Annotated in this window: 25 protein-coding genes and 1 pseudogene; 14 read left to right on the forward strand and 12 right to left on the reverse strand. The window is 64.4% G+C overall.

Translation table 11 applies throughout. The annotated features are described in order from the left end of the window. Nucleotides 1-2 precede the first annotated feature (2 nt). Together BM118_RS06835 and BM118_RS06840 are read right to left on the reverse strand one after the other, a co-directional pair. Nucleotides 3-464, reverse strand: coding sequence for a tellurite resistance TerB family protein (locus BM118_RS06835; RefSeq protein ID WP_092183380.1), 462 nt, complete (start codon nucleotides 462-464; stop codon nucleotides 3-5). Nucleotides 465-1015: 551 nt separating this feature from the next. Further along, nucleotides 1016-1396: a nuclear transport factor 2 family protein gene (locus tag BM118_RS06840; RefSeq protein ID WP_092183382.1), complete on the reverse strand. Its 381-nt coding sequence runs from the start codon at nucleotides 1394-1396 to the stop codon at nucleotides 1016-1018. A 139-nt stretch (nucleotides 1397-1535) separates the two neighbouring features. On the opposite strand from BM118_RS06840, the gene pdxR reads away from it, so the two are divergent. From pdxR to BM118_RS06865, 5 genes and pseudogenes are all read left to right on the forward strand, one after another. Continuing rightward, nucleotides 1536-3002, forward strand: a complete 1467-nt coding sequence (gene pdxR / locus BM118_RS06845; RefSeq protein ID WP_092183384.1) for a MocR-like pyridoxine biosynthesis transcription factor PdxR — start codon at nucleotides 1536-1538, stop codon at nucleotides 3000-3002. Between the two features lie 74 nt (nucleotides 3003-3076). Next, a complete protein-coding gene (locus tag BM118_RS06850) occupies nucleotides 3077-3706 on the forward strand; it encodes an FMN-binding negative transcriptional regulator (RefSeq protein WP_092183386.1) in 630 nt (209 codons plus the stop codon). A 107-nt stretch (nucleotides 3707-3813) separates the two neighbouring features. Next, nucleotides 3814-4639, forward strand: a pseudogene (locus BM118_RS06855) (class II glutamine amidotransferase). A 20-nt stretch (nucleotides 4640-4659) separates the two neighbouring features. Continuing rightward, nucleotides 4660-5889, forward strand: a complete 1230-nt coding sequence (locus tag BM118_RS06860) for a carboxylate-amine ligase (RefSeq protein WP_143099429.1) — start codon at nucleotides 4660-4662, stop codon at nucleotides 5887-5889. Between the two features lie 87 nt (nucleotides 5890-5976). Further along, nucleotides 5977-6162, forward strand: a complete 186-nt coding sequence (locus tag BM118_RS06865) for a hypothetical protein (RefSeq protein ID WP_092183388.1) — start codon at nucleotides 5977-5979, stop codon at nucleotides 6160-6162. Here the strand turns inward: BM118_RS06865 and BM118_RS06870 are convergent. Next, complete coding sequence (locus tag BM118_RS06870) at nucleotides 6147-6350, reverse strand: hypothetical protein (RefSeq protein ID WP_092183390.1); 204 nt, start codon at nucleotides 6348-6350, stop codon at nucleotides 6147-6149. The two genes, BM118_RS06865 and BM118_RS06870, sit on opposite strands and share 16 nt — an antisense overlap. Before the next feature lie 403 nt (nucleotides 6351-6753). Here BM118_RS06870 and BM118_RS06875 point away from each other — a divergent pair, with 403 nt between their 5' ends. Beyond that, nucleotides 6754-7893: a hypothetical protein gene (locus BM118_RS06875; protein WP_092183392.1), complete on the forward strand. Its 1140-nt coding sequence runs from the start codon at nucleotides 6754-6756 to the stop codon at nucleotides 7891-7893. Between the two features lie 209 nt (nucleotides 7894-8102). On the opposite strand, the gene gor is transcribed toward BM118_RS06875, so the two are convergent. Genes gor through rpiA form a run of 3 tightly spaced genes read right to left on the reverse strand, consistent with a single transcriptional unit; the run spans nucleotide 8103 to nucleotide 10771 of the window. Beyond that, nucleotides 8103-9491: a glutathione-disulfide reductase gene (gene gor / locus BM118_RS06880; protein ID WP_092183394.1), complete on the reverse strand. Its 1389-nt coding sequence runs from the start codon at nucleotides 9489-9491 to the stop codon at nucleotides 8103-8105. A gap of 33 nt (nucleotides 9492-9524) precedes the next feature. After that, complete coding sequence (locus BM118_RS06885; protein ID WP_092183396.1) at nucleotides 9525-10043, reverse strand: DUF2059 domain-containing protein; 519 nt, start codon at nucleotides 10041-10043, stop codon at nucleotides 9525-9527. 2 nt (nucleotides 10044-10045) lie between these two features. After that, nucleotides 10046-10771, reverse strand: coding sequence for a ribose-5-phosphate isomerase RpiA (gene rpiA, locus BM118_RS06890; protein ID WP_092184319.1), 726 nt, complete (start codon nucleotides 10769-10771; stop codon nucleotides 10046-10048). A 155-nt stretch (nucleotides 10772-10926) separates the two neighbouring features. Here rpiA and BM118_RS06895 point away from each other — a divergent pair, with 155 nt between their 5' ends. The 3 genes from BM118_RS06895 to moaA all read left to right on the forward strand — a co-directional run bounded on the left by BM118_RS06895 (nucleotide 10927) and on the right by moaA (nucleotide 13385). Next, nucleotides 10927-11619, forward strand: a complete 693-nt coding sequence (locus BM118_RS06895; RefSeq protein ID WP_092184322.1) for an HAD family hydrolase — start codon at nucleotides 10927-10929, stop codon at nucleotides 11617-11619. Between the two features lie 137 nt (nucleotides 11620-11756). Beyond that, nucleotides 11757-12242, forward strand: a complete 486-nt coding sequence (locus BM118_RS06900) for a hypothetical protein (RefSeq protein WP_092184324.1) — start codon at nucleotides 11757-11759, stop codon at nucleotides 12240-12242. A gap of 108 nt (nucleotides 12243-12350) precedes the next feature. Next, the gene (gene moaA, locus BM118_RS06905; RefSeq protein WP_092183398.1) at nucleotides 12351-13385 is read left to right on the forward strand and encodes a GTP 3',8-cyclase MoaA; all 1035 of its coding nucleotides are present in this window, start codon (nucleotides 12351-12353) and stop codon (nucleotides 13383-13385) included. 5 nt (nucleotides 13386-13390) lie between these two features. Here moaA and BM118_RS06910 read toward each other — a convergent pair whose 3' ends face one another. From BM118_RS06910 to BM118_RS06920, 3 genes are read right to left on the reverse strand one after another with little or no spacing between them, the layout of a single operon-like run. Then, on the reverse strand, nucleotides 13391-14752 hold the full coding sequence (locus BM118_RS06910; protein ID WP_092183400.1) for a DUF3100 domain-containing protein: 1362 nt from the start codon (nucleotides 14750-14752) through the stop codon (nucleotides 13391-13393). Nucleotides 14753-14794: 42 nt separating this feature from the next. Then, complete coding sequence (locus tag BM118_RS06915; RefSeq protein ID WP_092183402.1) at nucleotides 14795-16324, reverse strand: aldehyde dehydrogenase family protein; 1530 nt, start codon at nucleotides 16322-16324, stop codon at nucleotides 14795-14797. Nucleotides 16325-16332: 8 nt separating this feature from the next. After that, nucleotides 16333-17205, reverse strand: coding sequence for an NAD(P)-dependent oxidoreductase (locus BM118_RS06920; RefSeq protein ID WP_092183403.1), 873 nt, complete (start codon nucleotides 17203-17205; stop codon nucleotides 16333-16335). A 108-nt stretch (nucleotides 17206-17313) separates the two neighbouring features. Between BM118_RS06920 and BM118_RS06925 the strand changes: the two genes are divergently transcribed. The 4 genes from BM118_RS06925 (at nucleotide 17314) to BM118_RS06940 (ending at nucleotide 22071) form a co-directional block, all read left to right on the forward strand. Then, the gene (locus BM118_RS06925) at nucleotides 17314-18258 is read left to right on the forward strand and encodes a LysR family transcriptional regulator (protein ID WP_092183405.1); all 945 of its coding nucleotides are present in this window, start codon (nucleotides 17314-17316) and stop codon (nucleotides 18256-18258) included. A 266-nt stretch (nucleotides 18259-18524) separates the two neighbouring features. Further along, nucleotides 18525-19064, forward strand: coding sequence for a TRAP transporter small permease subunit (locus BM118_RS06930; protein WP_011086532.1), 540 nt, complete (start codon nucleotides 18525-18527; stop codon nucleotides 19062-19064). Beyond that, nucleotides 19061-20662, forward strand: a complete 1602-nt coding sequence (locus tag BM118_RS06935) for a TRAP transporter large permease (RefSeq protein ID WP_092183407.1) — start codon at nucleotides 19061-19063, stop codon at nucleotides 20660-20662. Before BM118_RS06930 ends, BM118_RS06935 begins: the two co-directional genes overlap by 4 nt. Before the next feature lie 122 nt (nucleotides 20663-20784). Next, on the forward strand, nucleotides 20785-22071 hold the full coding sequence (locus tag BM118_RS06940) for a M20/M25/M40 family metallo-hydrolase (RefSeq protein ID WP_092183409.1): 1287 nt from the start codon (nucleotides 20785-20787) through the stop codon (nucleotides 22069-22071). Between the two features lie 46 nt (nucleotides 22072-22117). On the opposite strand, the gene BM118_RS06945 is transcribed toward BM118_RS06940, so the two are convergent. Next, complete coding sequence (locus tag BM118_RS06945; protein ID WP_092183411.1) at nucleotides 22118-23527, reverse strand: sensor histidine kinase; 1410 nt, start codon at nucleotides 23525-23527, stop codon at nucleotides 22118-22120. 1 nt (nucleotide 23528) lies between these two features. Next, entirely contained in the window at nucleotides 23529-24203 is a 675-nt protein-coding gene (locus tag BM118_RS06950; protein WP_027544547.1) for a response regulator transcription factor, read from the reverse strand. A gap of 286 nt (nucleotides 24204-24489) precedes the next feature. Between BM118_RS06950 and BM118_RS06955 the strand changes: the two genes are divergently transcribed. Next, nucleotides 24490-26223, forward strand: a complete 1734-nt coding sequence (locus tag BM118_RS06955) for a tetratricopeptide repeat protein (RefSeq protein WP_092183413.1) — start codon at nucleotides 24490-24492, stop codon at nucleotides 26221-26223. Here the strand turns inward: BM118_RS06955 and BM118_RS42180 are convergent. After that, a complete protein-coding gene (locus BM118_RS42180; RefSeq protein ID WP_092183415.1) occupies nucleotides 26216-26398 on the reverse strand; it encodes a response regulator in 183 nt (60 codons plus the stop codon). The two genes, BM118_RS06955 and BM118_RS42180, sit on opposite strands and share 8 nt — an antisense overlap. Nucleotides 26399-26508: the final 110 nt, after the last annotated feature.

The raw sequence follows: 26508 nt of genomic DNA on the forward strand, positions 1-26508 counted from the left end.
GCTCACTCCTTTGGGAGGGTGCCTGCCGCACCCGGTCCGACCTGCTTGGCGCGCGGCAATACCAGCGTCAGCAGCCGCAGCAGCTTGATCGCCTGCACCTCATGGGGATGCACGTCCTCGTCCGCGGCCGCAACGCGCTCCGACAGCTCCATCAGATGGGACGAGAGCGGCATGTTCGAGACCGGCCGCAGCGTGTCGATCACGACATTGGCAAAGTCCGGCTCCTCCAAACGTTCCGCCAGCTCATCGAACATCGCAAACAATCGGTCGTCGCCGATATGCGGCGCCAATCCGCGATCCTTGATAAAGCGGATCACCTCATCGCGCTCGACCGGCGAGACGCGCCGGTCCGCCACCGCGACAAGCGCGCCGGCGATGATCAGCGCCGCCGCAGCCTGCTCATTGAGGCTGGACGGTTCGGCAATCTCGAGTTCGATCGGGTTGGAGTATTTGGCGTCAGACATCGATGCTCCTCAACGTTGCGAAATGGCCGCGGAGCTGCGATGGGGACGATTGGGTCGGAGGGAACAGAGAAGGCCCGACGATCGGCCGATCCATCGCATTCGCGCGGGACAGGTCATCCGACATCGCGAGGTTGGCCGACATTCGTCGGCGGCCTCGCCAGAGGGGCCCGGATTCTTGTTCTGCTCAGAGATAAAGATGGGCCTGTCGGAATCAAGGCGAGGCGACTGCGACCAGCCGCCGCATCGGTTCCATGTTGGCGGATTTGGTTAAGCAGTTTTGCCGCATATCTCGTGTCCCGGACGCGCTGCAACGCCTTCAGCGTTACGGCGCAGAGGCGGGACCCAGGAAGCCACGAATTCGCCGCTGCGTGGGCCCCGGCTCTGCAGCGCACCGATGAAGGAGCGCTGCGCTGCGTCCGGGACACGAGAGCTTTGTTTGGGCACGCAACTACATCAACGTCGTCATTGCGAGCGCAGCGAAGCAATCCAGAATCCCTCCGCGGAAAGCCTCTGGATTGCTTCGCTGCGCTCGCAATGACGGAACGCACCTTTTACCCCACCCGCTCCACGAGATGCGCGCGCGAGGGTGACGGATCGAACCGGTCGCCGAAATATTGCGTTTCATGCGCCACCAGTCCGTCGCGGAATTGCATGATGCTCACGACGTAGGACGGCACGCCGTCATATGTCAGCACGAACTCGCTCACCCAGAGATCGCCGCCGCCGATGATCCGCCGGACCGTGAAGCGCTTGCTATTCGGCTGCGCGAAACGGCTCTCCTGAATGTTCCGGCGGCCATGGATGCGCTCGCCCGACTGCGGATAGTCGAGCACGGCGTCCTCGCGATAGATGTCGTGCTCGGCCTCGAAATCATTCGCATCCGAAGCGTCCCAATGGCGCTGGAGCGCGCCCAGCTTGGCTTGATCGTCCATTGCGGTCTCCGATCCCCACGCTCGTTTCAATCCGGCAGGACAAGTTGAACGCTGCGCCCGGGGAATGAAGATATACAACGTTGCCCTCACTGCGTACTGATCACGGCTACGAGAGATCGCTCATTCCTGAGAAGGCTGGATGATCCAGATGAAGACAAATCCCGGCCGTAGTGCCCGCCGCATGGGCGCGCGCCAGATCTATGAAGCGCTGCGGGATCAGATCATGTCGCTTGTGTACGGAGCGGACGGGCTGCTGCCGTCCTCGCGCGCGCTTGCCGGCGAGTTGGGCGTGGCGCGCTCGACCGTCACCATCGCCTACGAGCAGCTCGCGGCCGAAGGTTTCATCGAGACACGCCATGGCGCACGACCGCGCGTCGCCCGCGCCGTGGTCGCGCGCGGACGCACGCGCGCGGCATCCCGGTCGTCGGCGCGCAAGGTGCGGCTGTCGGCATTCGGCGAGCGGCTGCGGCAGGACCCGCCGCGCTGGACCGAACCGCCACGCGGGCTCATAGCGAACTTCCGCTACGGCGAGCTCTCGCCGTCGGACTTCCCGGTGCTGGCATGGAAGAAGGCCGTGACGGCTGCGATGGCGCGCAAGCCCGACCGGCTTGCCTATGACGACCCCTGCGGCGCGCTGCGGCTGCGGACGGCGCTTCAGGCCTATCTGTGGCGATCGCGCACTATCCGCTGCGACGTCGATCAGATCGTCGTCGCGAACGGCTCGCAGCAGGGCCTCGACATCTGCGCGCGCCTGCTGCTCGACGCCGGCGACCGCTTCGTGATGGAGGATCCCGGCTATCTGATGGCCCGGTACGCATTCTCGGCAACCGGCGCCGTCGCGGTACCGATCCCGGTCGACGCCGACGGCCTTCAGACGGAACGGCTCGACGGCGTCGAGGCCCGTCTCGCCTATGTAACGCCATCGCATCAATATCCGCTCGGCGGCGTCATGCCGATCGGACGCCGGCATCAGCTGCTCGCCTGGGCCAGGAAAGCCGACGCCTGCGTGATCGAGGACGATTACGACAGCGAATACCGCTACGACACCAGACCGATCCCGCCGCTACATGCGCTGGAGGGCAGCGACAACGTGATTTACCTCGGCACCGTGTCGAAGACGCTCTCCCCGACCTTGCGGATCGGATATCTGGTCGTGCCCACGGGGCTGCGATCGCTGTTCGCCGCCGCCAAGCAGATCATGGACCGGCACACGTCACTGGCCGAGCAGCACGCCCTCGCCGCGATGCTCGAAAGCGGCGCTTACGACAGCCATGTCAGGCGCGTGCGCCGGCGCAACGCCGAGCGCCAGCAGGCACTGCTCAATGCGCTGCGGCGCCGGTTCGGAGATCGCGTCCGGATCGAGGGCACGGCCGCGGGCCTGCACGTGGTGGCGTGGTTCGATGGCCTGCCGCAGGCGCGTGAGGATGCGTTGATCGAGGCGGCCCGCGCCAAGGGCGTCGGCGTCTATCCCGTCTCCGCGCTGTTCGCTGCCCCTCGCCGGCCGCGAAAGGCGATCGGCCTCGTCATGGGCTATTCGGCGCTGGAGATCGCGCAGATCGAGCGCGGCTGCAAGCTTCTGGCCCAGGCCGTCGATGAACTGGACTGATGAAATCGTCGAAAACTGGCAGTTTCGCGTAGACCAGCTTCGGATTATCTCCGCACCAGATACGGAGACACGCCATGTACATTCCCCCCGCCTTCAGGGACGACGACATCGAGAGCATCCGGGCAACCATCCGCGGCGCCCGCCTCGCCAGCCTGGTGACGGCCACAGCCGGCGGTCCGGTCGCCACGCCCCTGCCGCTCTTCCTCGACGAGAGCGAAGGTGAGCATGGCGTGCTGTACGGGCATGTGGCGAAGGCCAACCCGCAATGGAAGCTGCCGCCGATCGGCGATGCGCTTGCGATCTTCGGCGGTCCCGACGCCTATGTGACCCCGTCCTGGTACGCGACCAAGCAGGAGACCGGAAAGGTCGTGCCGACCTGGAACTACGTCGCCGTGCATGCCTATGGCCCGGTGGAGTTTTTCCAGGAGCCGGAGCGGCTGCTCGACGCGGTGACGCGGCTGACCAACAGGCACGAAGGCTCGCGCGCAAAACCGTGGGCTGTCGATGACGCCCCCGCCGATTTCATCGCCGCGCAGCTGCGCGGAATCGTAGGTGTGCGCATTCCCGTCGCGCGGTTCGAGGGCAAGCGCAAGATGAGCCAGAACCGCCCCGAGGCCGACCGTGTCGGCGTCGCGCAAGGCCTCGCGGCAAGCGAGAGCCCGCACGATCGCGAGGCCGCACGCCTGGTCCCGCTTCCGGTCTGAGGGCGCTTCTGTTCCTGGCATCCATGCCCGGAACCATCGTCCGGTCAGGTGTGTTGGTGCATCTCAGCACGCATCGTCCGCCTGACAGGAAGCCCCAAGGAAACCTCATGTGCCGCTGGATCGCATACCGGGGCGAGACCACCTCGTTCGAACCTTACGTCACCGAGCCCGAGCATTCGCTGATCGCGCAAAGCATCCGCTCGCTCCAGTCCACCGCGGGCTCGAATGGCGACGGGTTCGGGCTCGGCTGGTATGGCGAGCATCCGGAGCCCGGCCTCTACCGTGAAACGCGCCCTGCCTGGTCCGATGAAAACTTGCGCTACCTGTGCCGCCATCTGCGCTCGCACCTCTTCTTTGCCCATGTGCGCGCCGCCACCGGCACGGCGGTGACGCGGCAGAATTGTCATCCCTTTGCCTGCGGCCACTGGATGTTCATGCACAACGGATTCGTCGGCAGCTGGAGCCGGCTGCGGCGCAAGGTCGAGGCGCTGATTCCGGATGCCTATTATCCGTCGCGATTGGGGACGACCGACTCGGAAGCCGTGTTCCTCGCCATCATGGGCGCCGGCCTCGACAACGACCCGCTTCGAGCAACACAAGCCGTGCTGCAATCTCGTCGGTCTCGTTAACGAAGGCCAGCTTCGCGAGCGGCTGCGCTTCACCAGCGCGATCGCCAACGGCAGGGATCTCTATGCGTTTCGCGTTGCGGTCAACGATGCCGCCAACACGCTCTATTTCCGCAAGGCCGGCGGCCAGGTCATTGTCGTGTCCGAGCCGTTCGACAAGGAATCGGACTGGACGGAGGTGCCGCCGAATCACGCCCTGATCGCGCGCGCGTCCGAAAGCGCGAAAATAGTTCCGTTCAACCTCGCAATTTCCAGCGGGTCCGACGCGGAACCCGCCCCCGTCAGGAGGATTATTTCCGGCAGATAATGCCTTCGCCGGGTGGCACGATGACATTTGCTTCGGACGTTTTGAAACTGCTGCGCCTCGATTCCTCCGACGACAAGCAGCACCTCGTCATTCGCTCCGCCGGTGGTCGCGGCAAGGCGGCGGAATATTCATTCGGCATCGAGGAGGAATACTTCCTCGCCGATCGGCGCAGCCTGGAGGTCGCGATCCAGACTCCCAACGAGCTGTTCGAGTCGGCGAACTGGTCGACCGGCGGCCAGGCCATGCGGGAGATGCTGCAATCCCAGCTCGAGGTCGCCACCAACGTTCACGTCGACGTCAACGACGCGCGCGAAGAGCTTCGCTTTCTCCGCCGCGAAGTCGCGAACGTTGCCGCCCAGTACGGCTTCGTGATCATGGCCTGCGGCACGCATCCGACCGCCGTCTGGCGCATGTCACAACCGAGCCCGAAGCCGCGCTACGAGGAGATGATCGAGGATCTGCGCAGCATCGGCTACCGCAACATGATGTGCGGCATGCATGTGCACGTCCAGCTGCCCGATCCCGAGAAGCGCATGGCGGTGATGCGGGCGATGCTGCCGCATCTGCCGCTGTTCATCGCGCTGTCGGCGTCCTCCCCGTTCTGGAACTCGCACAAGACGGGCCTGAAGGGCTACCGCCTGGCGGCCTATTCCGAGCTGCCGCGCACCGGCCTGCCCGAACTGTTCGAGAGCAGGCACGATTACGACGAGTATGTCGGCGCATTGCAGCGCTCCGGCGTGATCCCTGACGAGAGTCACATCTGGTGGGCGATGCGCCCTTCCATGAAGCATCCGACCCTCGAGCTTCGCGCGCCCGACACCTGCACCTTCGTCGACGACGCCGTTGCCATTGCCTCGCTCTATCGCTGCCTGACGCGGCGTCTGTATCGGCGGCCCCATCTGTCGAAAGAGGTCACGGTCGTCGAGCGCGCGATCGCGGTCGAGAACAAATGGCGCGCCCAGCGCTACGGCACCGATTGTATCTTTGCCTCGAAGGACGGGCCGGTCACCATCTCGGAGCTGCTTTCCCGCCTGATCGACGGCATCGCCGAGGACGCGGATGCACTGAATTGCACGTCCGAGATCGAGCATTGCCGCACCATCGTGGAACGTGGCAGCTCGGCGGAATTCCAGCTTCGCGCCTACCGTGAAAGCGGCAACGACATCGCAGCCGTGTCACAATGGATTGCTACGTCGACGATATCAGGGACGAGCGCTCCGGCCGGACGCACCGCTTCTGCACCGACATAGCCTCCGCGCAAGCCTTGGGAACGATAACGGCATTCCGGAATTTGCCGTGTCTTGTACGGAGTCCTGTACAGAGTCTTGGAGAAACGCATGACCGATATCACCTGTTGCGCCGGCTGCGGCCACGGCCTGGTGCCCATCCTGTCCGAGAAGGGCGCCACACAATCAAGCTGCTTCTGGTGCGAAGGTGTCGATGCGCGAACGATGGAAATGGCGAAGTGGGCGGACAGCCCCTCCGGCAAGCCCGAGCGGAGCGCGCTTCAGTCGTTTGAATGAGCGGCTTCGGACGTCTTGCGGAATTCCTGTCCCTCGCTGCTGCAATGCCTTCCGGCTTGCAGGATCACCATGCTGAGCAGGTGAGCCAGGAATGAAAGTCCGGCCGTATGCGCAATCTCGCGCAGCTCGGTGCAGATCTCCACAATGTAGCGAGCGGCCTCCTGCGGCCTTGTGTAGCCGTCTTGCATGGAAACTCCCGGGTTAGCGCCGGACGAGAGCTACTGTCTCGGTTCAAAAAGCAATCTAGGACGCCTAATCCCGCCGAACCGAATGCGTTCCGCGGGCGCGCCTCGGGAACAGCCATTCCCTGCACGCAGCCGTCAGGGCTTGCCGACAAATTAGACAGTTTACGTCACGTTGGCGCGGCCGCGAGGTTCGGCAGGACGGTCAGGCAGTCCCGCGCAACCTGCGGTCTAACCTTCGGCGGAACCACTGGATTTTCTGCTACCCGGCCTCGCTATCCCGAGCCACGGAGACGACCTGCTGCTCCGCAACCGAACTGGCCCAAAATTCGCAAAGCAGCATCAGGCCCCAAGTCCCCGCCCTCGCCACCAGGGGAGCCGGGACGAACGGATCAGATCGGAGAATGCCATGAACGTGCATGCTGCGGGCGATCTCAAATTCACCGGCCTCACCCATCCGAATGGCACGCCCCTTCGCCTGAACGATCAGGACTTCGTCGCGATCGATCGCGACAAGAATGCGAAGTTTGAGGCGACCTACCGGCCGCAAGCACTCTACAATCGCGCCAACGAGGGCTTTCACGCCAACAACGAAACCTTCCTGCTGCACGAAGTCGCGACCAATCTTCCAATCTACCTGCCGGACACCGGCCCCACCGATTTCCATCTTCATCTTCCGCCCGGCGGGTTTCAGCTGGTGCTGGTCACCTCGGGCGCGTTCACCTTCGATTACGACGGACGCTTCTACAATGTCGGCCCGGGCGCGGTGATGCTGCAAAGCGCGATCGTGCACCGCCAGCTCTTCTACACCTGGTCGGGACTGTCGACCGAAGAGAATTTGAAGACGCCGCAGACGGTGGTGCCCGATCCGATCTCGATGGGCTATTCGGGCAAATTCCTCGAAGCCTTCATCACCGATCCGACCACCTTTCCGAACCCGACCATCGTCGGTCCGAGCCAGATCAACGAAGCCGAGACGCCACGTGTGGCCTGGAGCCATCCTCTGCATGATCGTCCCGCCGATGCAGGCTTCTGGCTTCAGGACCCGCTGGCGCTGGACGCGCTGTTCAAGCCGCTCACCGATGGTTCGGTCAAATCGGCCATGCCGGTCCATGTGCGCGATATCGGCATCGAGATTCCGAGCGGGCATCTCGTCACCGGCCACATCATCGCAACCGACCCGCCCGGTCAGTCGCTGCTGCCGAAGAGCACGTCGGCGGCGGTGGACGGCACCTCCTTTGCCAAGGGCGAGGTCGTGATCTATCGCGTCATCCGCGGCACGGCCGAATTCAAGAACAAGTGCGGCGAGACGTTTGAACTCTCTGCCGGCGACGTGGTGACGGCCGGCAAGAGCTCGATCAGCCTCGTCGGCGTCGGCGAGAACACCCAGGTCCTCCGGCTCGGCCTGCTCAAAGGCATGAACGACCTTCGCAGCTGGACCCCGACGCAGCGCGACGAGATCGACGGCCTCGCCGGTCAGATCATCACGCACAAGGACATTCGTCCTCTGCGCACCGAAGGCAAGCCGGTCGGATATCTGTACGGGTAAGGCCTGCTCCGCGATCGCGTAAAGGAAAGACGTGGCGGGCATCTCGCTTGCGGCCATCCCTTCGAGACGCCCGCCTGCGGCGGGCCCTCAGGATGAGGTCGTTTTGCGGCGAGATTTTAGACCCTCATGGTGAGGAGCCCGCCAAAGCGGGCGTCTCGAACCATGCAGGCCGAGCGCGTCCGGCAGCCGCCAGCTATCAGTGACAGCCCCTACTCCGCCGCCTGGCGCACGTGGCGCGCGGTCGGGGTGCGCATGGTGACGAGCTCTTCGGCCGCGGTCGGATGCAGCGCGATGGTCGCGTCGAAATCGGCCTTGGTCGCCTTCATCTTCACCGCGATCGCGACCGCCTGGGTGATCTCGGCGGCGGCGTCACCGACGATGTGGCAGCCGAGCACGCGGTCGGATGAGCCGTCGACGACGAGCTTCATCAGCACGCGGGTGTCGCGGCCGGACATCGTCGCCTTGATGGGACGGAACGTCGTCTTGTAGATGTCGACGTGGCTGAACTGCGCGCGCGCTTCGGTCTCGGTCAGACCGACGGTGCCGACCTCCGGCTGCGAGAACACCGCAGTCGGGATATAGGAATGATCCACCCTCACCTCGCGCTTGCCGAACACGGTGTCGGCGAACGCATGACCCTCGCGGATCGCGACCGGCGTCAGATTGTGGCGATGGGTGACGTCGCCGATCGCATAGATGCTGTCGACCGAGCTCTTGGAGAAATGGTCGACCGCGATGCCGCCGTTCTTCGGATTGATGGCGACGCCGGCCTTCTCCAGGCCGAGATTGGCGACGGCCGGATGGCGTCCGATCGCGAACATCACCTGGTCGGAAGCCACGCTCGAGCCGTTCGACAGATGGGTGGTGAATTCCTCGCCATGGCGATCGACCTTCGCCACCGTGCAGCCGGTGAGAATGGTGATGCCCTGCTTCTCCATCTCGCTGCGGACATGGGCGCGGACGTCCTCGTCGAAGCCGCGCAAGATGTTGTCGCCGCGATAGATCACGGTGACGTCGGAACCGTAGCCAGCAAAGATGCCGGCGAATTCCAGCGCGATATAGCCGCCGCCCTGGATCACGATCCGCTTCGGCAGCTGCTTGAGGTGAAACGCCTCGTTGGAGGAGATCACGTGCTCGATGCCGGGGATCGAGGCGCCGTGGTTGGGCGCGCCGCCGGTGGCGATCAGAATGTACTTCGCCGTGACCTTCCTGTCGTTCTCGAGCAGGCGGACGGTGTGGGCGTCCTCGATCACCGCACGGCTCTTGACGATCTGCGCGCCGGACTTTTCGACATTCGTCGTGTAGGCCGCCTCCAGCCGGGCGATCTCCTTGTCCTTGTTGGCGATCAGCGTCGCCCAGTCGAAGCTCATGGACTGGATGGTCCAGCCGAAGCCGGCGGCGTCCTCGATCTCGTGACGGACATGCGAGCCGATCACGAGCAGCTTCTTCGGCACGCAGCCGCGGATCACGCAGGTGCCGCCCATGCGGTACTCTTCCGCGATCATGACGCGGGCGCCGTGGCCGGCCGCGATGCGGGCGGCACGCACGCCGCCCGAGCCGCCGCCGATGACGAAGAGGTCGACGTCGAATTCAGCCATTGTCCACTCCGACCTTCTTGCCCCGCGTCCTCGTCACATTTCCTTGCCGCGCTTCTTCATCTCGGCGCGAAACGCGCTCGCAATGGTTTCGGAGAAACTCTGCGCCCACGAATTCATGACCCTCATGCTCTGGTCGATGGCGCGCGGCTCGGCTTCGATCAGCTTCTTGCCCAGCGGCGACTTGTAGAAGGTGACGAGGTCCTTGAGCTCCTGCTCGTTGAACTGGGCGGCATAGGCCTGCGCCATGCCTTCGCCGATCTCCTTCTCGCGGCCGGCCAGCTGCTGCGCCACGACCGGCGCCAGCTCGTTGAGGTCCTTCTGGTAGTTGAGGTTCTGTCCGATCAGCGTCGCCTTGACCTTCTCGACCATGCCGGGCACCGCGTTCGCGTACATCGCGGTGGCGTTCTTCATGCTCAGGATTTCCTTGGCCGACGCGATCGCCGCCGGCGAGGGCTTGGGCGCGGCTGCCTGCTGTGCCGCGGCCGGGGCGGCCGAGAGGGCCAGTCCCACAGCGAGGGTCGCGGCCGGCAAGAATTTCAACACGCTCTTCATTCCTAGTCTCCTTTCGGCTTTCGCCGTTCAATCACGCGAATTCCCTCGCCGCCCGCCAGAACGGCCGAGCTGGCCAAGCCGATGAACAACCCATGCTCGACCACGCCGGGGATCACGCTCAACGCCTTGGCGAGGCCGGCCGGATCGACAATACGTCCGAGCTGGGCATCGAGGATCCAGTGGCCGCCGTCGGTGACGAAAACGTGGCCGTCCTCCGCCCCGCCCTTGGCCTTGCGGACCGCCATTTGCCCGGAAACGCCGCAGCCGGCAAATGCCGTTTCGATCGCCCGGCGCGTCGCCCCGAGCCCGAACGGGATGACCTCGATCGGCAGCGGAAAGCGGCCGAGCGTCGGCACCCATTTGGTGTCGTCGGCAATCACGATCATGCGATCCGATGCGGCCGCCACGATCTTCTCGCGCAGCAGCGCACCGCCACCGCCCTTGATCAGGTTGAGCTCGGGATCGATCTCGTCGGCACCATCGATGGTGATGTCGAGATGGTCGATCTCGTCGAGCGTGGTCAGCGGCACGCCGCAGCGCTCCGCATCGAGGCGCGTCGCCTCGGAGGTCGGCACGCCGATCACCTTGAGTCCGGCCGCCACGCGCTCGCCGAGCAGCTCGACGAAATGCTTGGCGGTCGAGCCGGTGCCGAGCCCGAGCTGCATGCCGTCCCGCACCTCTTCCAGAGCGCGCGCCGCCGCCTGCCGTTTCAACTGGTCCATGTTCACGTTTGCGCCCGCCTTTGAAGTCACGAATGCGCCGCCGATCGTGGCCGCTTGCGGCGGCCTATGTAGCCTCGTTTTCCGCGCGGGAACAGGCCTATAAGCTGATCTTATGGCATCGCCCCTTGCGCCGGCACGGCCGGACCGATAGCGCTTGGACCATGACCTCCCCTCACACCATCGTCTTCGATCTCGACGGCACGCTTGTGGATACGGCGCCCGACCTGATCACCGCGCTGAATTACGTGCTCGACCGCGAAGGCCTGCCGCCCGTGCCGATGCAGTCGGCCCGCAACATGATCGGCGCCGGCGCCCGCAAGCTGATCGAGCGGGGCCTGGAGGCCGAGGGCCGCACCGTGACGCCTTCGGACATGGACCGGATGACGGCGGATTTCATCGCCTATTACGCCGAGCATATCGCGGTCGAATCCCGGCCTTTCGAGGGGCTGGAGACCGCGCTCGACCATTTTGCGGCGCAGGGCCATCGCCTGGCCGTCTGCACCAACAAGCTGGAATGGCTGTCCAAGCGCCTGCTGGACCAGCTCGACCTCAGCCGCCGCTTCGCGGCGATCTGCGGCGCCGACACCTTTGGCGTCCAGAAGCCCGATCCGGCCATTTTCCGGGAAACGGTGGCCCGCGCCGGCGGTGAGGTCAAAGCCAGCATCATGGTCGGCGATGCCGGAACCGATGTCGGCGTGGCCCGGCGCGCCGGGGTGCCCGTGATCGGGGTCAGCTTCGGCTATACGGACGTGCCGATCGCCGAGCTGAAGCCGGACCGGCTGATCCATCACATGCGCGACCTGCCGGCCGCAGCCCACAGCCTGATGACGGCGCGAGCCTCGGCAAGCAACTGAAATTTCACAACAATCCTGAAGGTACCCGCGTTAACCAACTATTAACTATGCGTATCCCGCCGGTTGCCTGCCCCGGACGACGCACCTAAGGTCACACCGGGGTATGTGGCGGTTCGTCGCAGTAGAAGTGGATGGTCATGCGTCGTGTCAGCGCGATTGCGTTAGCGGGAGCGAGTCTCCTGGGGGCAACAAGTCTTGGTGGCTGCTCCTCGATGTCCTGGGACATGTTCAAGTCGGCGCCGCCGACGGTCCAGGTCCAGCTCGAATCCAGCCCTCCGGGGGCTGACGCCAAGACCTCGCTCGGCCCGGGCTGCAAGACCCCCTGCTCGGTCTCGGTTCCCGCCCCCGATGCCCCGTTCACGGTCGCCTTTGCGCTGCCCAAGTATCAGCCGGCGAGCATCCCGGTGAACATCATCAAGAACCCCGGCGATCTCACCACGCCGGCCTCGGTCGCCACCGATCCGAATCCGGTGTTTGCAGAACTCCAGCCGGCCACCCCGCCCAAGCCGGTGAGGAAACCGCACCGGCCGAAGAAGCCGAAACCGGCCGCAGCCGCGCCCGCAGCAGCCGAACCGGCCGCCGGAGACTCGCCCTTCCCCGATCCGAACGCGGGCAAGCGCTGACCTCCGTTATCGCCCCCAATTGTCCTCGGGCACCGCGATGCTTAGATTGCTTCCAGAGCGCCGTTGAGCAAAGGTGCGCCCGTTGCCGTCAGTGACAAGGCATTTGGTATGAACGGATCTTCCGCGAATCCCCGCGCAGCGCTGTCGAGCGCCATGACCGATCCGTTCGGGCGGACCATCAGCTATTTGCGTGTCTCGGTCACGGACCGCTGCGACCTGCGCTGCTTCTACTGCATGTCGGAGGACATGACGTTCCTGCCCAAGGCGGACCTGTTGACGCTGGAGGAGCTCGACCGGCTCTGCTCGGCCTTCATCGCCAAGGGCGTGAGGAAGCTGCGGCTCACCGGCGGCGAGCCGCTGGTCCGCCGCAACGTGATGACGCTGGTGCGCTCGCTGTCGCGCCATCTGTCGAGCGGCGCCCTGAACGAGCTGACGCTGACCACCAACGGCACGCAGCTGGCAAAGTATGCCCGGGAGCTCGCCGATTGCGGCGTCCGCCGCATCAACGTCTCGCTCGACACGCTCGATCCCAGGAAGTTTCGCGAGATCACCCGCTGGGGCGAGATCGACAAGGTGCTGGAAGGCATCGAGGCCGCGCGCGCCGCCGGGCTCGCCGTGAAGATCAACGCGGTGGCGCTGAAGAACCTCAACGAGGACGAGCTCCCCGAGCTGATGCGCTGGGCCCACGGCAAGAACATGGGCCTGACGCTGATCGAGGTCATGCCGATGGGCGAGATCGGCGCGGGACGGATCGACCAGTACCTGCCGCTGTCGCTGGTGCGCGCGCGCCTTTCCCAGCAATTCACGCTGACGGACCTCGCCGAAAGCACCGGCGGCCCGGCGCGCTATGTCAGCATTGCCGAGACCGGCGGCAAGCTCGGCTTCATCACGCCGATGACCCATAATTTCTGCGAATCCTGCAACCGGGTGCGCATCACCTGCACCGGCACGCTGCACACCTGCCTCGGCCACGAGGATGCCTCCGATCTGCGCAAACCTCTGCGTGCATCGGACGACGATATGCTGCTTGCGGATGCGATCGACCGCGCCATCGGGCTGAAGCCCAAGGGCCACGATTTCATCATCGACCGCCGCCACAACCGTCCCAGCGTCTCCAGGCACATGAGCGTCACTGGCGGCTAGGGCAATCAGACCGGCTTGTGCATGAAGAACTGGGCGATGATCGTCGCGCCCAGGAACGTACCGGCATTGGCCATCAGCGACACGACGACGATCCGCCAGCCGAGCGATCGGAATGCCGGCATGTCTTTGGCGATGGACAGGCCGGCAAATGCCAGGAGCGGCGTCGCGAGCGCGAGAAAGTTGATCTTGCCGGTCATGGCCGCGATGTCGGCAGCAAAGGGCGTGGCAGGGTTGGTCAAGGCCATCGCGACGAGGGACACCCAGACCACGGCCGGCACCCAGCCCTTCGTGAGCCGGTAGACCAGATGACCGATCATGACGGCTGCGACGATGATCGCAGCGCCGGCGAGAACCGAAGCGTCCGGCACGGCCTTGTAGGCGATGTAATTGCCGATCAGGGCGATGAGCGCGCTCACAACCCAGATCGACAGGCGTTCGATCGCCGAGACATCTGCCGTCGGCTGATGCGCAAGCACCGCGCCGGCGACGGCTGGCGACATCGGCTCCTCCGAAATCGTTGCGCGGCCGCGACCGAGGATCGGCTCGAGCACGCCATAAGCCCAGACCGTGAAGGGCAGCGACAGAAACAGCGTGAAATAGGTGCCAATGGTCGTCGTGATCAGATTGCTCGCCGCGGCGAAGGCCGCGATATCCTTGGCGACATCAGCGGTCTGTTGAGCGGCGATCGCGCCGGAGGCGGCAGCCATCAGGCTGCCTGAGCCGACACCGGCGCCCATGGCGAGGGCGAGCGGATCGAAGATGCCGAGGCCGGTGATGAGGCCTGCGAAGATTGCGATGAAGACGGCGCCGAAGATCGTGCCGGTCATGTACTCGGCGAGGACGCCGCGGCCCTCAGCACTGTTCATCCCGTACTTTTCGCCGATGATGGCGAGGCTCGGCTCGCGTCCGACCGAAAAGGTCGCGCCGATCGCCTCCCGCTTGATGCCGAGCAGCAGGGCAACCGGCAGGCCGAACACCATCGTGCCGAAAAAATGCCCGAACTCCTGGAACACCAGCGCCCACCCGGCGGTCAGGATTTTCGGCAGCGAGCCGCCGACAAGCAGTCCGAGCTTGGCGACGAACAGAAGCAAGGCCGGCTGGAGCGCGGCAGCCGCGAGAGACTGAGCGCGCACGTCAAAACGCACCGCCGCTGGAAGACGCGGACTCGCAAGACCCCAGGCAGCGCCGATCAGCAGCGCCCAGAGCAAGGGCAACAGCACGACCTTGTAGGTCCCGCCGAGCGGGACCGTGACCGCACCGATCAATTCGGCGAGCAAAACAGTGACGCCGACGCCGGCGAAGACCTTGGGCAGGCCCGCCCAACCTACCTCGATTCCCGTTGGCGATGCGGATGTGACGTTGCTCATGCGAAGCCCCCGTTCCACGATGAGATTAGAGTTGTTGAGGCGTCACTCCCGTACGCCCGGCGCATAGCCGAAGCCCACGGCTGGATCGGCCGCGGTCTCGACCCAGATACTCTTGACCTGGGTGTATTCGAAGAGCGCCTCGACTCCGCTCGAACGGCCGTAGCCGCTCATGCCGAAGCCGCCGAAGGGCGAGGCGACGTTGATCGTCTTATAGGAATTGATCCAGAACGTCCCGGCCCTGACTTGCGCGGCGACCCGATGTGCGCGCGCGACGTCGCGCGTCCAGACCGCGCCGGCGAGACCGAAATCGCTGTCGTTGGCGAGCGCGATCGCATCCTCCTCGGAATCGAACGGGATCGCGGCGACGACAGGTCCGAAGATCTCGTCGCGGGCCACCGCCATGCTGTTGCTGACGTCGCGCAGGACGGTCGGCGCGACGAAGAAGCCGCCCTTCCCCATACTGCCATCGCTGCCGGTCGCAAGCTTTGCGCCTTCCGCAAGGCCCTGCTTCACCATGGTGAGCACGCGACCATACTGCCGGGCGTTGTTGATCGGCCCAACCTCGGTGTCCGCGGCCTCCGGCGCGCCGACCTTCAGCTTCGCCGCGCCATCGGCGACCATCCTGACGAAGCGGTCATAGACGGAGCGCTCGACCAGCAGCCGCGAGCCTGCGACGCAGCTCTGTCCGGCGCCGGCGAAAATCGCGGCTTGGGCGCCGATCGCCGCGCGTGCGAGGTCGGCGTCGGCAAATACGATGTTCGCAGACTTCCCACCGAGCTCGAGCACGCAGGGCAGCAGGCGCTTGGCCGCGGCTTCCGCGATCAGTCGGCCCGTCGGCACTGAACCCACGAACACGACTTTCTTCACCGCCGGCTGGCCGAGCGCGGCCTGCCCCGTCGTATGGCCGTAGCCTGCGAGCACATTGACGAGACCAACCGGCAACCCGGCCTGCTCGGCGAGATGCGCGACCGCCATGGAGGTGAGCGGCGTCAGCTCCGACGGTTTCAGCAGCACGCCGTTGCCCATGGCGATAGCGGGCGCGACCTGCCAGCCGCAGGTGAAGATCGGCGCGTTCCAGGGCGTGATCTGGAGCACGACGCCAACGGCTTCGCGCCGCGTGTAGTTGAGATGGCTCGACGGCACCGGGATCACGTCGCCATGGAATTTGTCGGCCCAGCCGGCATAGTACTCGAACATCTCGGCGACCTTGGCGACCTCGACGCGCGTGTCGCGGATCGGCTTGCCCGCCGATAGCGACTCCAGGTGCGCCAGTTCCTCCGCCCTGCCCTGAATGGCGCGCACGATCGCCTGCATGACGCGCCCGCGGGCCGCGCCGGTGAGCCGAGACCAGCCGGCTTGCGCCGCGACGGCCGCCGCGGCCGCCTCGGCAACGACCGCCTCGCCGGCATCACGATAGGCGTAGAGCGGCGTGCCGGTCGCGGCATCATCGATCGTGATGAGCTCGCCCGCTCCAAGAGCGATACGGCCCGCCACGTGAGAACCGATCGCCGCACAATCAGGCCAGAACGGCGCAAGCGCATCGCGCAGCCGCGTTTCGATGAAGGAGGTCATGGTGCCACTCACATCTTGCCGAGCTGAGTCTCGACGATCCTGTTGAAGTCTTCGCCGTCGCCGATCGCGGCGGCGCTTTCCGACCAGATCCGTGCGGCTTCGCCGGCGATCGGCAAGTCGAGCGCGAGTTCGCCGATGAGCTGGCTCGCCAGGCGCACGTCCTTGCGCATCAGCTTCATGGTGAAGCCGGAATCGAACGCGCCGTTCAGCACCCAGGTCGGCAAATTGACCTGCGTGACGCCGGACCGGCCGGAGCCGGCATTGAGGCCTTCGAGCAGCCGGGCCGGATCGACCTCGGCCTCGCGCGCGATGCGCATCGCTTCGGCGGCGGTCAACAGATGAGCTGCGCACAGCAGGTTGTTGATGATCTTGCAGACATGTCCGGCTCCGACCGATCCGACATGGACGCGCTTCGCGCTCATGTCGGCAAGGATCGGCTCGACCGCGGCCACATCGGCGTCCGCACCGCCGATCACCATGGTCATGGTGGCGGTGATGGCGCCCTTCGGACCGCCGCTGACCGGCGCGTCGATCATCGCCATGCCGTGCGTGGCGAGAGCCGCGGCAAGGCGGCGGGTAGTCTCGGGATGGGACGTCGAGGTATCCACCACGCGCAGGCCCGTCCTCGCATGGGCGATGATGCCGCCCGCGCCGGCCACACAGGCCTCGACGATCTCGGCGGTCGGCAGTGACAGGACGAGCAGGTCCGCGCGGGCGCAGAGCGGCCCGACGCTCTCGAAAATCGCAACGCCTGCTGCTGCAAGCGCGCTCCGAGCCGCTTCGGACGTATCGGTTCCAAGCACCTCATGCCCGACCCGCATCAGCGACAGCGCCATACCGCGCCCCATATTCCCGAGCCCAACGACGCCGACGACCGCCATATCCCTGTCCCTCGCGCTGATATCGCCGGGAAAACCATACGGATTCGACCCGGGCCCGGGCATCAGCGGGGCGATTGCCTAATGTTGCCTCATGAGCAACACTTGGGCATGAGCAATGCTATCGACGAGAACCGGCTCCGCTACCTGTTCGAGGCCGCGCGCTACGGCGCCGTCCGCGCCGCGGCCGATGCCCTCGGCGTCAACCCTTCCGTGGTGAGCCGCCAAATCGCCCTGCTGGAGCGGGAGCTCGACGCCGCCCTGCTCGACCGGCACAGCCGCGGAGTGCGGCCGACCGAGGCCGGCGAGCTCCTGATCGAGCACTATCGCCGCCACGCCGTGGACCGGGACGACACCCTGGCAAGGCTACGGGAGCTCCAGGGACTGCATCGCGGGCACATCGACCTCGTGCTGGGCGAGGGCTTTGTCGCCGATCTCATGGGCGGCGCACTCGACGAGTTCTGGCGCCGGCATCCGCGGCTGACCATTTCGCTGGAACTTGCCGGCACGAGCGAGGTCATTCGCACCATTGCCGATGACCGCTGCCACATCGGGCTCGTCTATCATCCGCCCCAGGATCCGCGAATCCGCTCCTGCGCCGCCATCCGGCAGCCGATTTGCCTGATCGCGCGCCCCGACCATCCGCTTGCGACGCTCCGCCGCGCGGTCAAGCTGCGCGAGATTGCCAGGCACACGCTCGGGGTCATGCATTCGGGCTACGGCACGCGCCAGTTGCTCACGATGGCCGAAACAGCCGAGAAGATCGGCCTCTCGCCGAAGCTGACCACGACCTCGATCAGCATCTTGAGACATTTCGTCCGCTCCGACCTTGGTGTGACCTTGCTCCCGGCCTTCTCGGTGGCGGCCGATCTGGAGGACGGATCGCTGGTCGCCATTCCCGTCGACAATGTGCTGCTCGCCTCGGCAGAAGCCCACATCATCACCCGGTTGGGCCGCGAACTGCCAAACGCGGCCAGCCAGTTGCTGAGGTTCTTGATCGGTCGGATGAAGGCCTTCCAGGCCGGCCGCCGCGAACCTAAGCTTTTGCGATCTTAAGCTTTTGACGGCGCGTCAATTTGTCCATTTTCCGATTGACGGCACGTGAAGCCACTGATTTGGTGCGACCGCCTTTGCTTGCCCGGCAACATAAGCCGGCCCGCCCGTTGGCGGTCGCGGTCAAGACGGCGAGGCACGAGGGGAGGACTGACGCCGCAATCGCTCCGGAATACAATCCGTGCGGTCGTGTGCATCTTGCACGCGAGCCGAGCGATGTGTGCTGAAGCCTCCCGTGAAGTGTTAGGCCGCGACGGAGAGAAAGTAAGATGCGTCCATTGCTGGCGCTCAGCAACGCCATCGACGCCCTCAACGAAAAGATTGGGTACGTCTGTAACCTGCTCGTGCTCCTGGCGTGCCTGGTCAGCGCGGCCAACGCCATGATCCGCTACGCCTTCAACGACTCGTCGAACGGCTGGCTGGAGCTGCAATGGTACATGTTCGCCATCCTCGTGATGTTCGGCTCGGCCTACACCTTCAAGCGCAACGAGCATGTGCGGGTCGAAATCTTCTACCTGACCTTGTCCGAGCGCGGCCAGCTCTGGCTCGACATGATCGGCACGCTGTTCTTCCTGATCCCCTCCTGTCTCCTGCTCGCCTATCTGTCCTGGCCGTTCTTCATGCAGGCCTATAGCGTCGGCGAGACGTCGGCCAATGCCGGCGGCCTGATCCGCTGGCCGATCAAGTTCGTGATCCCCGCCGGCTTCGTGATGCTGGCGCTCCAGGGTGTTTCCGAAGTCATCAAGCGTATCGCGGCTCTCCAGGGCTATGTGACGATCGACGCCAAGTACGAGAGGCCGACCCAATGATTACGCTGGAGATGATGCCGCCGATGATGTTCGGCGGCCTGGTTCTGGCGATGCTGATCGGCTTCCCCGTCGCCTTCACGCTGGCGGCCGTCGGCCTTTCCTTCGGCTTCCTCGCCATCCATCTCGGCTTCTTCGATCTCAACTTCCTCCAGGCGATTCCCGGCCGCGTGTTCGGCAGCGTGCTCTCCAACGAGCTCCTGCTCGCGATCCCGTTCTTCACCTTCATGGGCGCCATATTGGAGAGATGCGGGCTGGCTGAGGACATGCTGGATTCGATGGGCCAGCTGTTCGGCCCGATCCGCGGCGGTCTCGGCTATTCCGTCATCATCGTCGGCTTCATCCTCGGCGCCATCACCGGCACGGTGGCCGCGCAGGTGATCGCCATGGCGCTGATCTCGATGCCGGTGATGATCCGCTACGGCTACAACATGCGCTACATCACCGGCGTGTTAGCTGCCTCCGGCACGATCACGCAGCTGGTGCCGCCCTCGCTGGTGCTGATCGTGCTCGCCGACCAGCTCGGCAAGTCGGTCGGCGACATGTATCTCGGCGCCTGGGGCCCCTCGGTGTTCCAGATCATGCTGTTCGCCGGCTACACTTTCATCCTCGGCCTGATCAAGCCGGGCCACGTGCCGCCGGTGCCGAAGGAAGCGCGCACGTTGACCGGCTGGCCGCTGTGGAAGAAGTGCCTGATGGGCATCATTCCCTCGGCCGTGCTGATCTTCGTCGTGCTGGGCACCATGATGATGGGCCTTGCCACGCCGACCGAAGCCGGCGCGATGGGTGCCGTCGGCGCCATCGTGCTCGCCGCGATCCACCACAAGGACTTCACCTCGACCGACCGCAGGATCTTGATCATCGGTGTGATCGCTGCCGGCATCGGCACCATCATCGCGATGCTGTACAGCGAGAATTTGATCTTCAAGCTCGCCTTCGCCCTTACCTATCTGGCGGTGGCGTGGATCTGCATCCGGGCCGCGCGCATCCCCGACCTGCGCGACCTGATCACGCAGGGCTACCAGTCCACCATGCGCCTCACCTGCATGGTCACCTTCATCCTGATCGGCTCGACCTGCTTCTCCGTGGTGTTCCTCGGCGTATCCGGCGGCGTCTGGCTCGAGCACCTCCTGACCTCGCTGCCCGGCGGCGTCTGGGGCTTCCTGATCTTCATCAACCTCTTCATCTTCTTCCTGGCCTTCTTCCTCGACTTCTTCGAGATCGCCTTCATCATCCTGCCGATGATCGCGCCGATCGCGCAGAAGATCCTCGCTCCCGTGGTGGGACCGGACGCGGCGCTGATCTGGTTCGGCGTGATGCTCTGCGTGAACATGCAGACCTCGTTCCTGCATCCGCCCTTCGGCTTTGCGTTGTTCTACCTGCGCGGCGTGGCGCCGAAGGAAGTGAAGAGCTCCGACATCTACTGGGGCGCGATGCCCTGGATCGGTCTCCAGCTGATCATGGTGATGCTCGTGATCATCTTCCCGGTCACTGTGACGGGCCTGCTCGACAAGCCCCTCAACGTCGATCTCGACAAGGTCAAGATCGAGGTGCCGCAGATCGAGCTGCCTCCGCTGGATCTCGGACCGCCACAGAAGTAGCGGCCATAACCATCGCCGTCATGTTCCGCCCCGGCGGTTCATGACGCGCGCGTCCGCGCACGTGACACGCGCCGCAAACACGGGCATATCGGGCCATCCTCCAACTGAAGGACCGCCCGCGCATGTTCCGATCGTACCCTGCTCCGTCGCTCACTCCCTTGATCGCCTCGCTGTGGCTGGCATGTGCCGCAACGTTTGCGCATGCGGAACCGATGACCGACGTCCACGCGCTGGCGCAAAAGGAGCAGCAGCCGCTGCTCGACACACTGCGCGATCTCGTCGGCATCGAATCGGGCAGCAAGGACATCGACGGCCTGAACCGGATCGCCGAGCGCGTTGCCGGCCAGCTCAAGCAGCTCGGCGGCACGGTGGAGATTTTGCACCCCACCGACATCCATCGCCTCGACGACACACCCGAGACAATCGGCCCGGCCGTGCACGCCGTGTTCAAGGGCACGGGCAGCAAGAAGATCATGCTGATCGCCCACATGGACACGGTGTACCTGAAGGGCATGCTGAAGGACCAACCGTTCCGCGTCGACGGTGACAAGGCCTACGGCCTCGGCATTGCCGACGACAAGCAGGGTGTCGCGCTCATTCTCCATACCGTGGCGATGCTCCAGAAACTCAACTTCAGGGAATACGGCACGCTCACGGTGCTCACCAATGGGGACGAGGAGATCTCCTCGCCCGGCTGGCGCAGCACCATCACCAAATTCGCCGCGGATCAGGACGTGGTGTTCTCGTTCGAAGGCGGCGGCACCGACGGCACGCTGCGCCTCGCCACCAGCGGCATCGGCTCGGCCTATCTCACGGTGCAGGGCAAGTCCTCGCACGCGGGCGCGCGGCCCGAGGGCGGCGTCAACGCGCTGTACGAGCTCTCGCACCAGGTGCTGCAGATGAAGGACCTGTCCAAACCCGAGCAGGGCCTGAAGCTGAACTGGACGGTCTCCAAGGCCGGCACCAACCGCAACGTGATCCCGGCCGACGCCACGGCCCAGGCCGATGCGCGTGCGCTCAAGGTCGCCGATTTCGACGAGTTGCAGAAGGCGCTGCAGGAGAAGATCAAGAATCGCCTGCTGCCCGACTCCAGGGTCGAGCTGAAATTCGAGGTGCGTCGTCCGCCGTTGGAAGCCAACGACGCCTCGCGCCGCGTCGCGGCCTACGGCAAGACGATCTATGGGGAGATCGGACTGTCCCTCAAGGTCGACGAGAAGGCGACCGGCGGCGGCACCGACGCCGCGTTTGCCGCGCTCAAGACCAGCGGAGCCGTGGTGGAAGGCATGGGCCTGTCGGGCTTCGGCGCGCACTCCAACGATGCCGAATATGTGCAGATCAACAGCATCGTGCCGCGGCTTTATCTGGCCACGCGCATGATCATGGACCTGTCCACGGGCAAGCTGAAATAGCGGCCGCCTCGGCCGCTATTTCCATAGCCGATGCAAAGCATCGGCGTTATGAGGACGGCGGCCGAAGGCCGCCTACGCCACCCTCTCCCACAAGGGGAGAGGGGCCGGCGGCTCCCCCCGCCAACCGAAACCGCAGCGTGAACTCCGCGCCGCCGCCGGGGAGATTCTCCACCGCGACCGTCGCGGCATGATCGTCCGCCACGCCGCGCACGATCGACAGGCCAAGGCCGGCGCCATCGCTGCGCTGGCGGTCGGCGCGCCAGAAACGCTGGAAGATCAGCTCGCGCTCGGCGTCCGCGATGCCGGGGCCGCAATCGCGCACGCGCACGGCACCGTCGTCGCCGACCTCGACGTCGACCGAGGTGTCCTTTGCGGTGAACTTGATGGCGTTTTCGGCGAGGTTGAAGATCGCGCGCTGGAGCATCTCGGAATTGCCGTGGACCAGCACCGGCGCATCGGTGCCCTTGAGTGCGATGTCCTTGTGCTGGGCGAGCGCGAACGGCGCGATCGCGCCGACCACCTCGGTGCAGACGGCGCGCAGGTCGGCGGTCTCGCCGGGATCGAGCACCAGCGTGTCGAGCTCGGCGATCTCCAGCAGCTGGGCGACGATGCGGCTCATGCCTTCGATGTCGGCATGCAGCGCCTGCCTTGCCGTGCCGTCGCCGAGCGTCTCGATCCGCGTGCGCAGGATCGTCAGCGGCGTGCGCAATTGATGCGCGGCATCCGCGGTGAACTGGCGCTGCACGCGAAAGCCGTCCTCGAGCCGATCGAGCGCCTGGTTGACGGCGGTGACGAGCGGCATGATCTCGCGCGGGATCTGCTCCGTCGGCAGGCGGATGTCGGTGCGCGCCGGGCCGATATTGCTGGCCTCCTCCGAGGCCTTCCACAGCGGCGCGACCGCACGGCGGAAGATGATGATGTCGGTGGCGAGCAGGATCAGCAGGATCGGGATGGTGATCCACCCGACCCGCCGGAAGAAGTTCGAGATGATGTCGTCGATGATGACGTCGCGATGCGAAAGATCCTCCGCGACCTGGATACGCACCGTCCGGCCTTCGATCACGCGGCTGACGCCGGCACCGGAAATCGTCTCGGACAGCCGCGGCATCGCTGCAGCAGTGCCGGTGCGCCGGTGCGAGGAAAACAGCAGCCGGCCGTCCTCGTCGCGAATGTCGTACTGGTAACGGCCATACGCGTCCGAATAGAGACCCCTGAGACTGTCGGGCAGGTTGAACGTCAGCGTCCCGTCCGCCTGCGGGACGATGCGCTCGGCGAGCACCTCGGCCTGGGCGCGCATGGCGTCGCGATGGAGCTGGTCGACCTCGGAGTTGAGCAGCCAGAACAGCACCAGCGGCAGGAAGATCGCGACCACCGCGACCGCGACGATGTGCATGAACACGATGCGCGAGATCAGCGATTTGAACGTCGGCCTGGCGAATGACCGGGCGGCGGACACGCTATTTCTCCTCGGCCATGAGATAGCCGACGCCGCGGATGGTGTGGATCACGACCTTGGCGCCGTGTTCGCTGAGCTGCTTGCGCAGCCGCGAGACGTAGACCTCGACGGCGTTGGAGGCGACTTCGCCTTCGAGGCCGAAGATGTGGTCCTCGACGTTCTTCTTCGGCACCACCCGCCCCTGCCGGCGCAGCAGGATCTCGAGCACCGAGGCCTCGCGCGCGGAGATGATCCGCGGCTGGTCGTCGATGAAGATCTGGCGGCTCTCGGTGTCGTAGACGAGGTTGGCCAAACGCAGCGAGCGGCCGAGTAGCTGGCCCGGCCGCCGCAGGATCGCCTCCAGCCGCGCCACCAGCTCCTCCATCGCGAACGGCTTTGCGAGATAATCGTCGGCGCCGCTGCGCAGGCCGTTGACGCGATCCTGCAAGCCGCCGCGCGCGGTCAGAACCAGGACCGGCAGCGGCTCCATCTGCCGGCGCAGCTCGCGCAGCACCGACAGGCCGTCGCCGTCGGGAAGGCCGAGGTCGAGGATCATCGCGGCATAGCTGACGCTGCCGACCGCCTCGCGCGCCTCGGCCGCGCTGCTCACGATATCGCTCTCGTAGCCGGCCGCCGACAGCCCGCTGGCAACCAGCCGCGACAGCTCGGCATTGTCCTCGACGATCAGAAGGCGCATCGCATTTCCGCCGGATGTTCCGGTGTGACCACGGCTCGCGCCGCATCCTTGCTCTCTTCTACCATTCGTCCGGATTCAGCCAGTAAAAAAACACCTGACCGGCCGGGCGCTTGGGACGTCAGGTTCGTGTCAGGCGATCAGGGCGTGTCCTCGCCGCGAATATCGGCTGACGGAGCGTGACAAGGCATTGCCGGTTCTGGCCACAAGTCGGAAACACCGAAAAATCTCTTGATCGAACCCTCCGCGTGATCATGATTGATGCAGTTGGAAATCCTTTGAGGGTACAATGAGAAGGTTGCTGCTTATTTCTTTTGTGCTTGCTGCTGATGTCATGGTCGGGCTTTGTACGGCCACTGCACAATCAGCCGTTGACCTTTGTAACCGAGGAAGCGTCGACGGAGTGATCGCAGGCTGCAGCACAGCCATCAAACAAAATCCCAAGAGTCAAAGCGTGTCGATCGCCTATCACAACCGCGGGTCAGCTTGGAGCGCCAAGGGCGATTACGACAAGGCCATCGCCGATTTCGACGAAGCGCTAAGGTTGAATCCGAAGTTGGCGTCTTCTTACAGCAATCGTGGTCGAGCCTGGGCGATGAAGGGCGACTACGACAAAGCGATCCCCGATATGAACGAGTCGATCCGGCTGAACCCGAAGGATGCGATCGCTTATCAAAATCGTGGCACGGTTTTCTACCACAAGGGCGACTACGACAAAGCAATCGCCGATTGGGGCGAGTCAATTCGGCTGACCCCGAGGGATGCGGCGGCTTACAGCGGCCGTGGTTCGGCTTGGATGGCCAAGCGTGACTACGACAGAGCAATCGTTGACTTGAACGAGTCGATACGGTTGGACCCGAAGAATGCGATTGCTTACAGCAATCGCGGTCTGGCTTGGACCGGCAAGAGTGGTTACGATAACGCGATTGCTGATTTGAACGAGTCGATACGACTCAACCCACGGAATGCGGTTACCTACAGCGTTCGCGGCTTGGCTTGGAGCTTCAAGGGCGATTACGACAAAGCGATCGCCGATTTGAGCGAATCGATTCGGTTAAATCCAAAGCTTGCAAATCCATACAATCATCGTGGAACGGCGTGGAGCAAAAAAGGCGATCTGGACAAAGCGATCAGTGATTATAGAGAAGCTGTGCGGCTGAACCCCAACTACGCGGTTGCACAGGAAAATCTCCAGTTAGCGTTAGACAAGAAACAACGAGCGGACTTACGCAACTCACCCGCTGCGGCAGCGGCACCAAACGAGATTGGGACGCCTCCCGCTGCGGCGCCTTCGGGTGGGAAACGTGTGGCGCTCATTATCGGCAACAGCAAGTACAGAAATGTGCCAGCGCTCGATAACCCCACACGTGATGCAGAACTCTTCGCACGAACGCTGCGTAATGTTGGTTTTGACGACGTGACGATCAAGCTCAATCTATCTCGGGCAGAGATGATGGCTGCGCTTAAAGATTTCGAGAAAACGGCCAAAATGTCTGACTGGGCGGCCATCTATTTCGCGGGGCACGGAATGGAGGTCGGTGGCGTCAACTATATGGTTCCGATTGACGCTCAAATGGCAGACGAGAACAGCATCTCAAATCAAATGGTCAATATGGAATACCTGCTGAACGCCGCTGAAGCCAGCAAGAAACTGCGATTGGTTATTCTCGATGCGTGTCGCAACAATCCATATGCAAAGCAGGTTGGTGTCGCATCGGCATCCCGAGGCATTGACGGGATTGGTTCTTCTGTCGTCGGGAAAGGGCTCGGTCGTATAGAGCCAGAACCCGGAACGCTGGTCGTCTACTCCGCGAAACACGGAGAATTTGCTCTTGATGGCGATGGCAAAAACAGTCCATTCGCAGAGGCGTTGGTGAAGAGAATGGAGCAGAAGCCTGCGATAGAGGTGCGAAGGCTGTTTGACTTTGTCAGAGAAGATGTAGTCGAGGTAACGCATAAACAGCAACAGCCATTTGCATACGGTTCCCTTTCTGCGAAAGATGATTTCTTCTTTCTCAGATGAGCTTCGCGGAGCCTGTCATCGGGCCGCGCTTGGCGCGGACCCGTTGGTTCGCAATGACGCCGTGGGAGCAGATGCGCGCCAAATGACGATGTTCGCTCTCGTAGCCGGCTGCCGACAGCCCGCTGGCAACCAGCCGCGACAGCTCGGCATTGTCCTCGACGATCAGAAGGCGCATTTTAGTCCCGCCGGATGTTCCGGTGCCATCGTACGGCCAGGGCCGCATCTTCGCCCTCTTCCACCATCCCGGACGCCTCGGCCAGCGACAAAAACGCGCGGCGGGCCGAT

It is taken from the genome of Bradyrhizobium sp. cf659 (assembly GCF_900113725.1).
Classification (GTDB): domain Bacteria; phylum Pseudomonadota; class Alphaproteobacteria; order Rhizobiales; family Xanthobacteraceae; genus Bradyrhizobium.

What these genes read in the sequence shown, in the direction of transcription:
- BM118_RS06835 (WP_092183380.1), bottom strand. Translation starts at nt 464, where the DNA reads ATGTCTGACGCCAAATACTCCAACCCGATCGAACTCGAGATTGCCGAA.
- BM118_RS06840 (WP_092183382.1), bottom strand. Translation starts at nt 1,396, where the DNA reads ATGGACGATCAAGCCAAGCTGGGCGCGCTCCAGCGCCATTGGGACGCT.
- pdxR (WP_092183384.1), top strand. Translation starts at nt 1,536, where the DNA reads ATGATCCAGATGAAGACAAATCCCGGCCGTAGTGCCCGCCGCATGGGC.
- BM118_RS06850 (WP_092183386.1), top strand. Translation starts at nt 3,077, where the DNA reads ATGTACATTCCCCCCGCCTTCAGGGACGACGACATCGAGAGCATCCGG.
- BM118_RS06860 (WP_143099429.1), top strand. Translation starts at nt 4,660, where the DNA reads ATGACATTTGCTTCGGACGTTTTGAAACTGCTGCGCCTCGATTCCTCC.
- BM118_RS06865 (WP_092183388.1), top strand. Translation starts at nt 5,977, where the DNA reads ATGACCGATATCACCTGTTGCGCCGGCTGCGGCCACGGCCTGGTGCCC.
- BM118_RS06870 (WP_092183390.1), bottom strand. Translation starts at nt 6,350, where the DNA reads ATGCAAGACGGCTACACAAGGCCGCAGGAGGCCGCTCGCTACATTGTG.
- BM118_RS06875 (WP_092183392.1), top strand. Translation starts at nt 6,754, where the DNA reads ATGAACGTGCATGCTGCGGGCGATCTCAAATTCACCGGCCTCACCCAT.
- gor (WP_092183394.1), bottom strand. Translation starts at nt 9,491, where the DNA reads ATGGCTGAATTCGACGTCGACCTCTTCGTCATCGGCGGCGGCTCGGGC.
- BM118_RS06885 (WP_092183396.1), bottom strand. Translation starts at nt 10,043, where the DNA reads ATGAAGAGCGTGTTGAAATTCTTGCCGGCCGCGACCCTCGCTGTGGGA.
- BM118_RS06895 (WP_092184322.1), top strand. Translation starts at nt 10,927, where the DNA reads ATGACCTCCCCTCACACCATCGTCTTCGATCTCGACGGCACGCTTGTG.
- BM118_RS06900 (WP_092184324.1), top strand. Translation starts at nt 11,757, where the DNA reads ATGCGTCGTGTCAGCGCGATTGCGTTAGCGGGAGCGAGTCTCCTGGGG.
- moaA (WP_092183398.1), top strand. Translation starts at nt 12,351, where the DNA reads ATGAACGGATCTTCCGCGAATCCCCGCGCAGCGCTGTCGAGCGCCATG.
- BM118_RS06910 (WP_092183400.1), bottom strand. Translation starts at nt 14,752, where the DNA reads ATGAGCAACGTCACATCCGCATCGCCAACGGGAATCGAGGTAGGTTGG.
- BM118_RS06915 (WP_092183402.1), bottom strand. Translation starts at nt 16,324, where the DNA reads ATGACCTCCTTCATCGAAACGCGGCTGCGCGATGCGCTTGCGCCGTTC.
- BM118_RS06920 (WP_092183403.1), bottom strand. Translation starts at nt 17,205, where the DNA reads ATGGCGGTCGTCGGCGTCGTTGGGCTCGGGAATATGGGGCGCGGTATG.
- BM118_RS06925 (WP_092183405.1), top strand. Translation starts at nt 17,314, where the DNA reads ATGAGCAATGCTATCGACGAGAACCGGCTCCGCTACCTGTTCGAGGCC.
- BM118_RS06930 (WP_011086532.1), top strand. Translation starts at nt 18,525, where the DNA reads ATGCGTCCATTGCTGGCGCTCAGCAACGCCATCGACGCCCTCAACGAA.
- BM118_RS06935 (WP_092183407.1), top strand. Translation starts at nt 19,061, where the DNA reads ATGATTACGCTGGAGATGATGCCGCCGATGATGTTCGGCGGCCTGGTT.
- BM118_RS06940 (WP_092183409.1), top strand. Translation starts at nt 20,785, where the DNA reads ATGTTCCGATCGTACCCTGCTCCGTCGCTCACTCCCTTGATCGCCTCG.
- BM118_RS06950 (WP_027544547.1), bottom strand. Translation starts at nt 24,203, where the DNA reads ATGCGCCTTCTGATCGTCGAGGACAATGCCGAGCTGTCGCGGCTGGTT.
- BM118_RS06955 (WP_092183413.1), top strand. Translation starts at nt 24,490, where the DNA reads ATGAGAAGGTTGCTGCTTATTTCTTTTGTGCTTGCTGCTGATGTCATG.
- BM118_RS42180 (WP_092183415.1), bottom strand. Translation starts at nt 26,398, where the DNA reads ATGCGCCTTCTGATCGTCGAGGACAATGCCGAGCTGTCGCGGCTGGTT.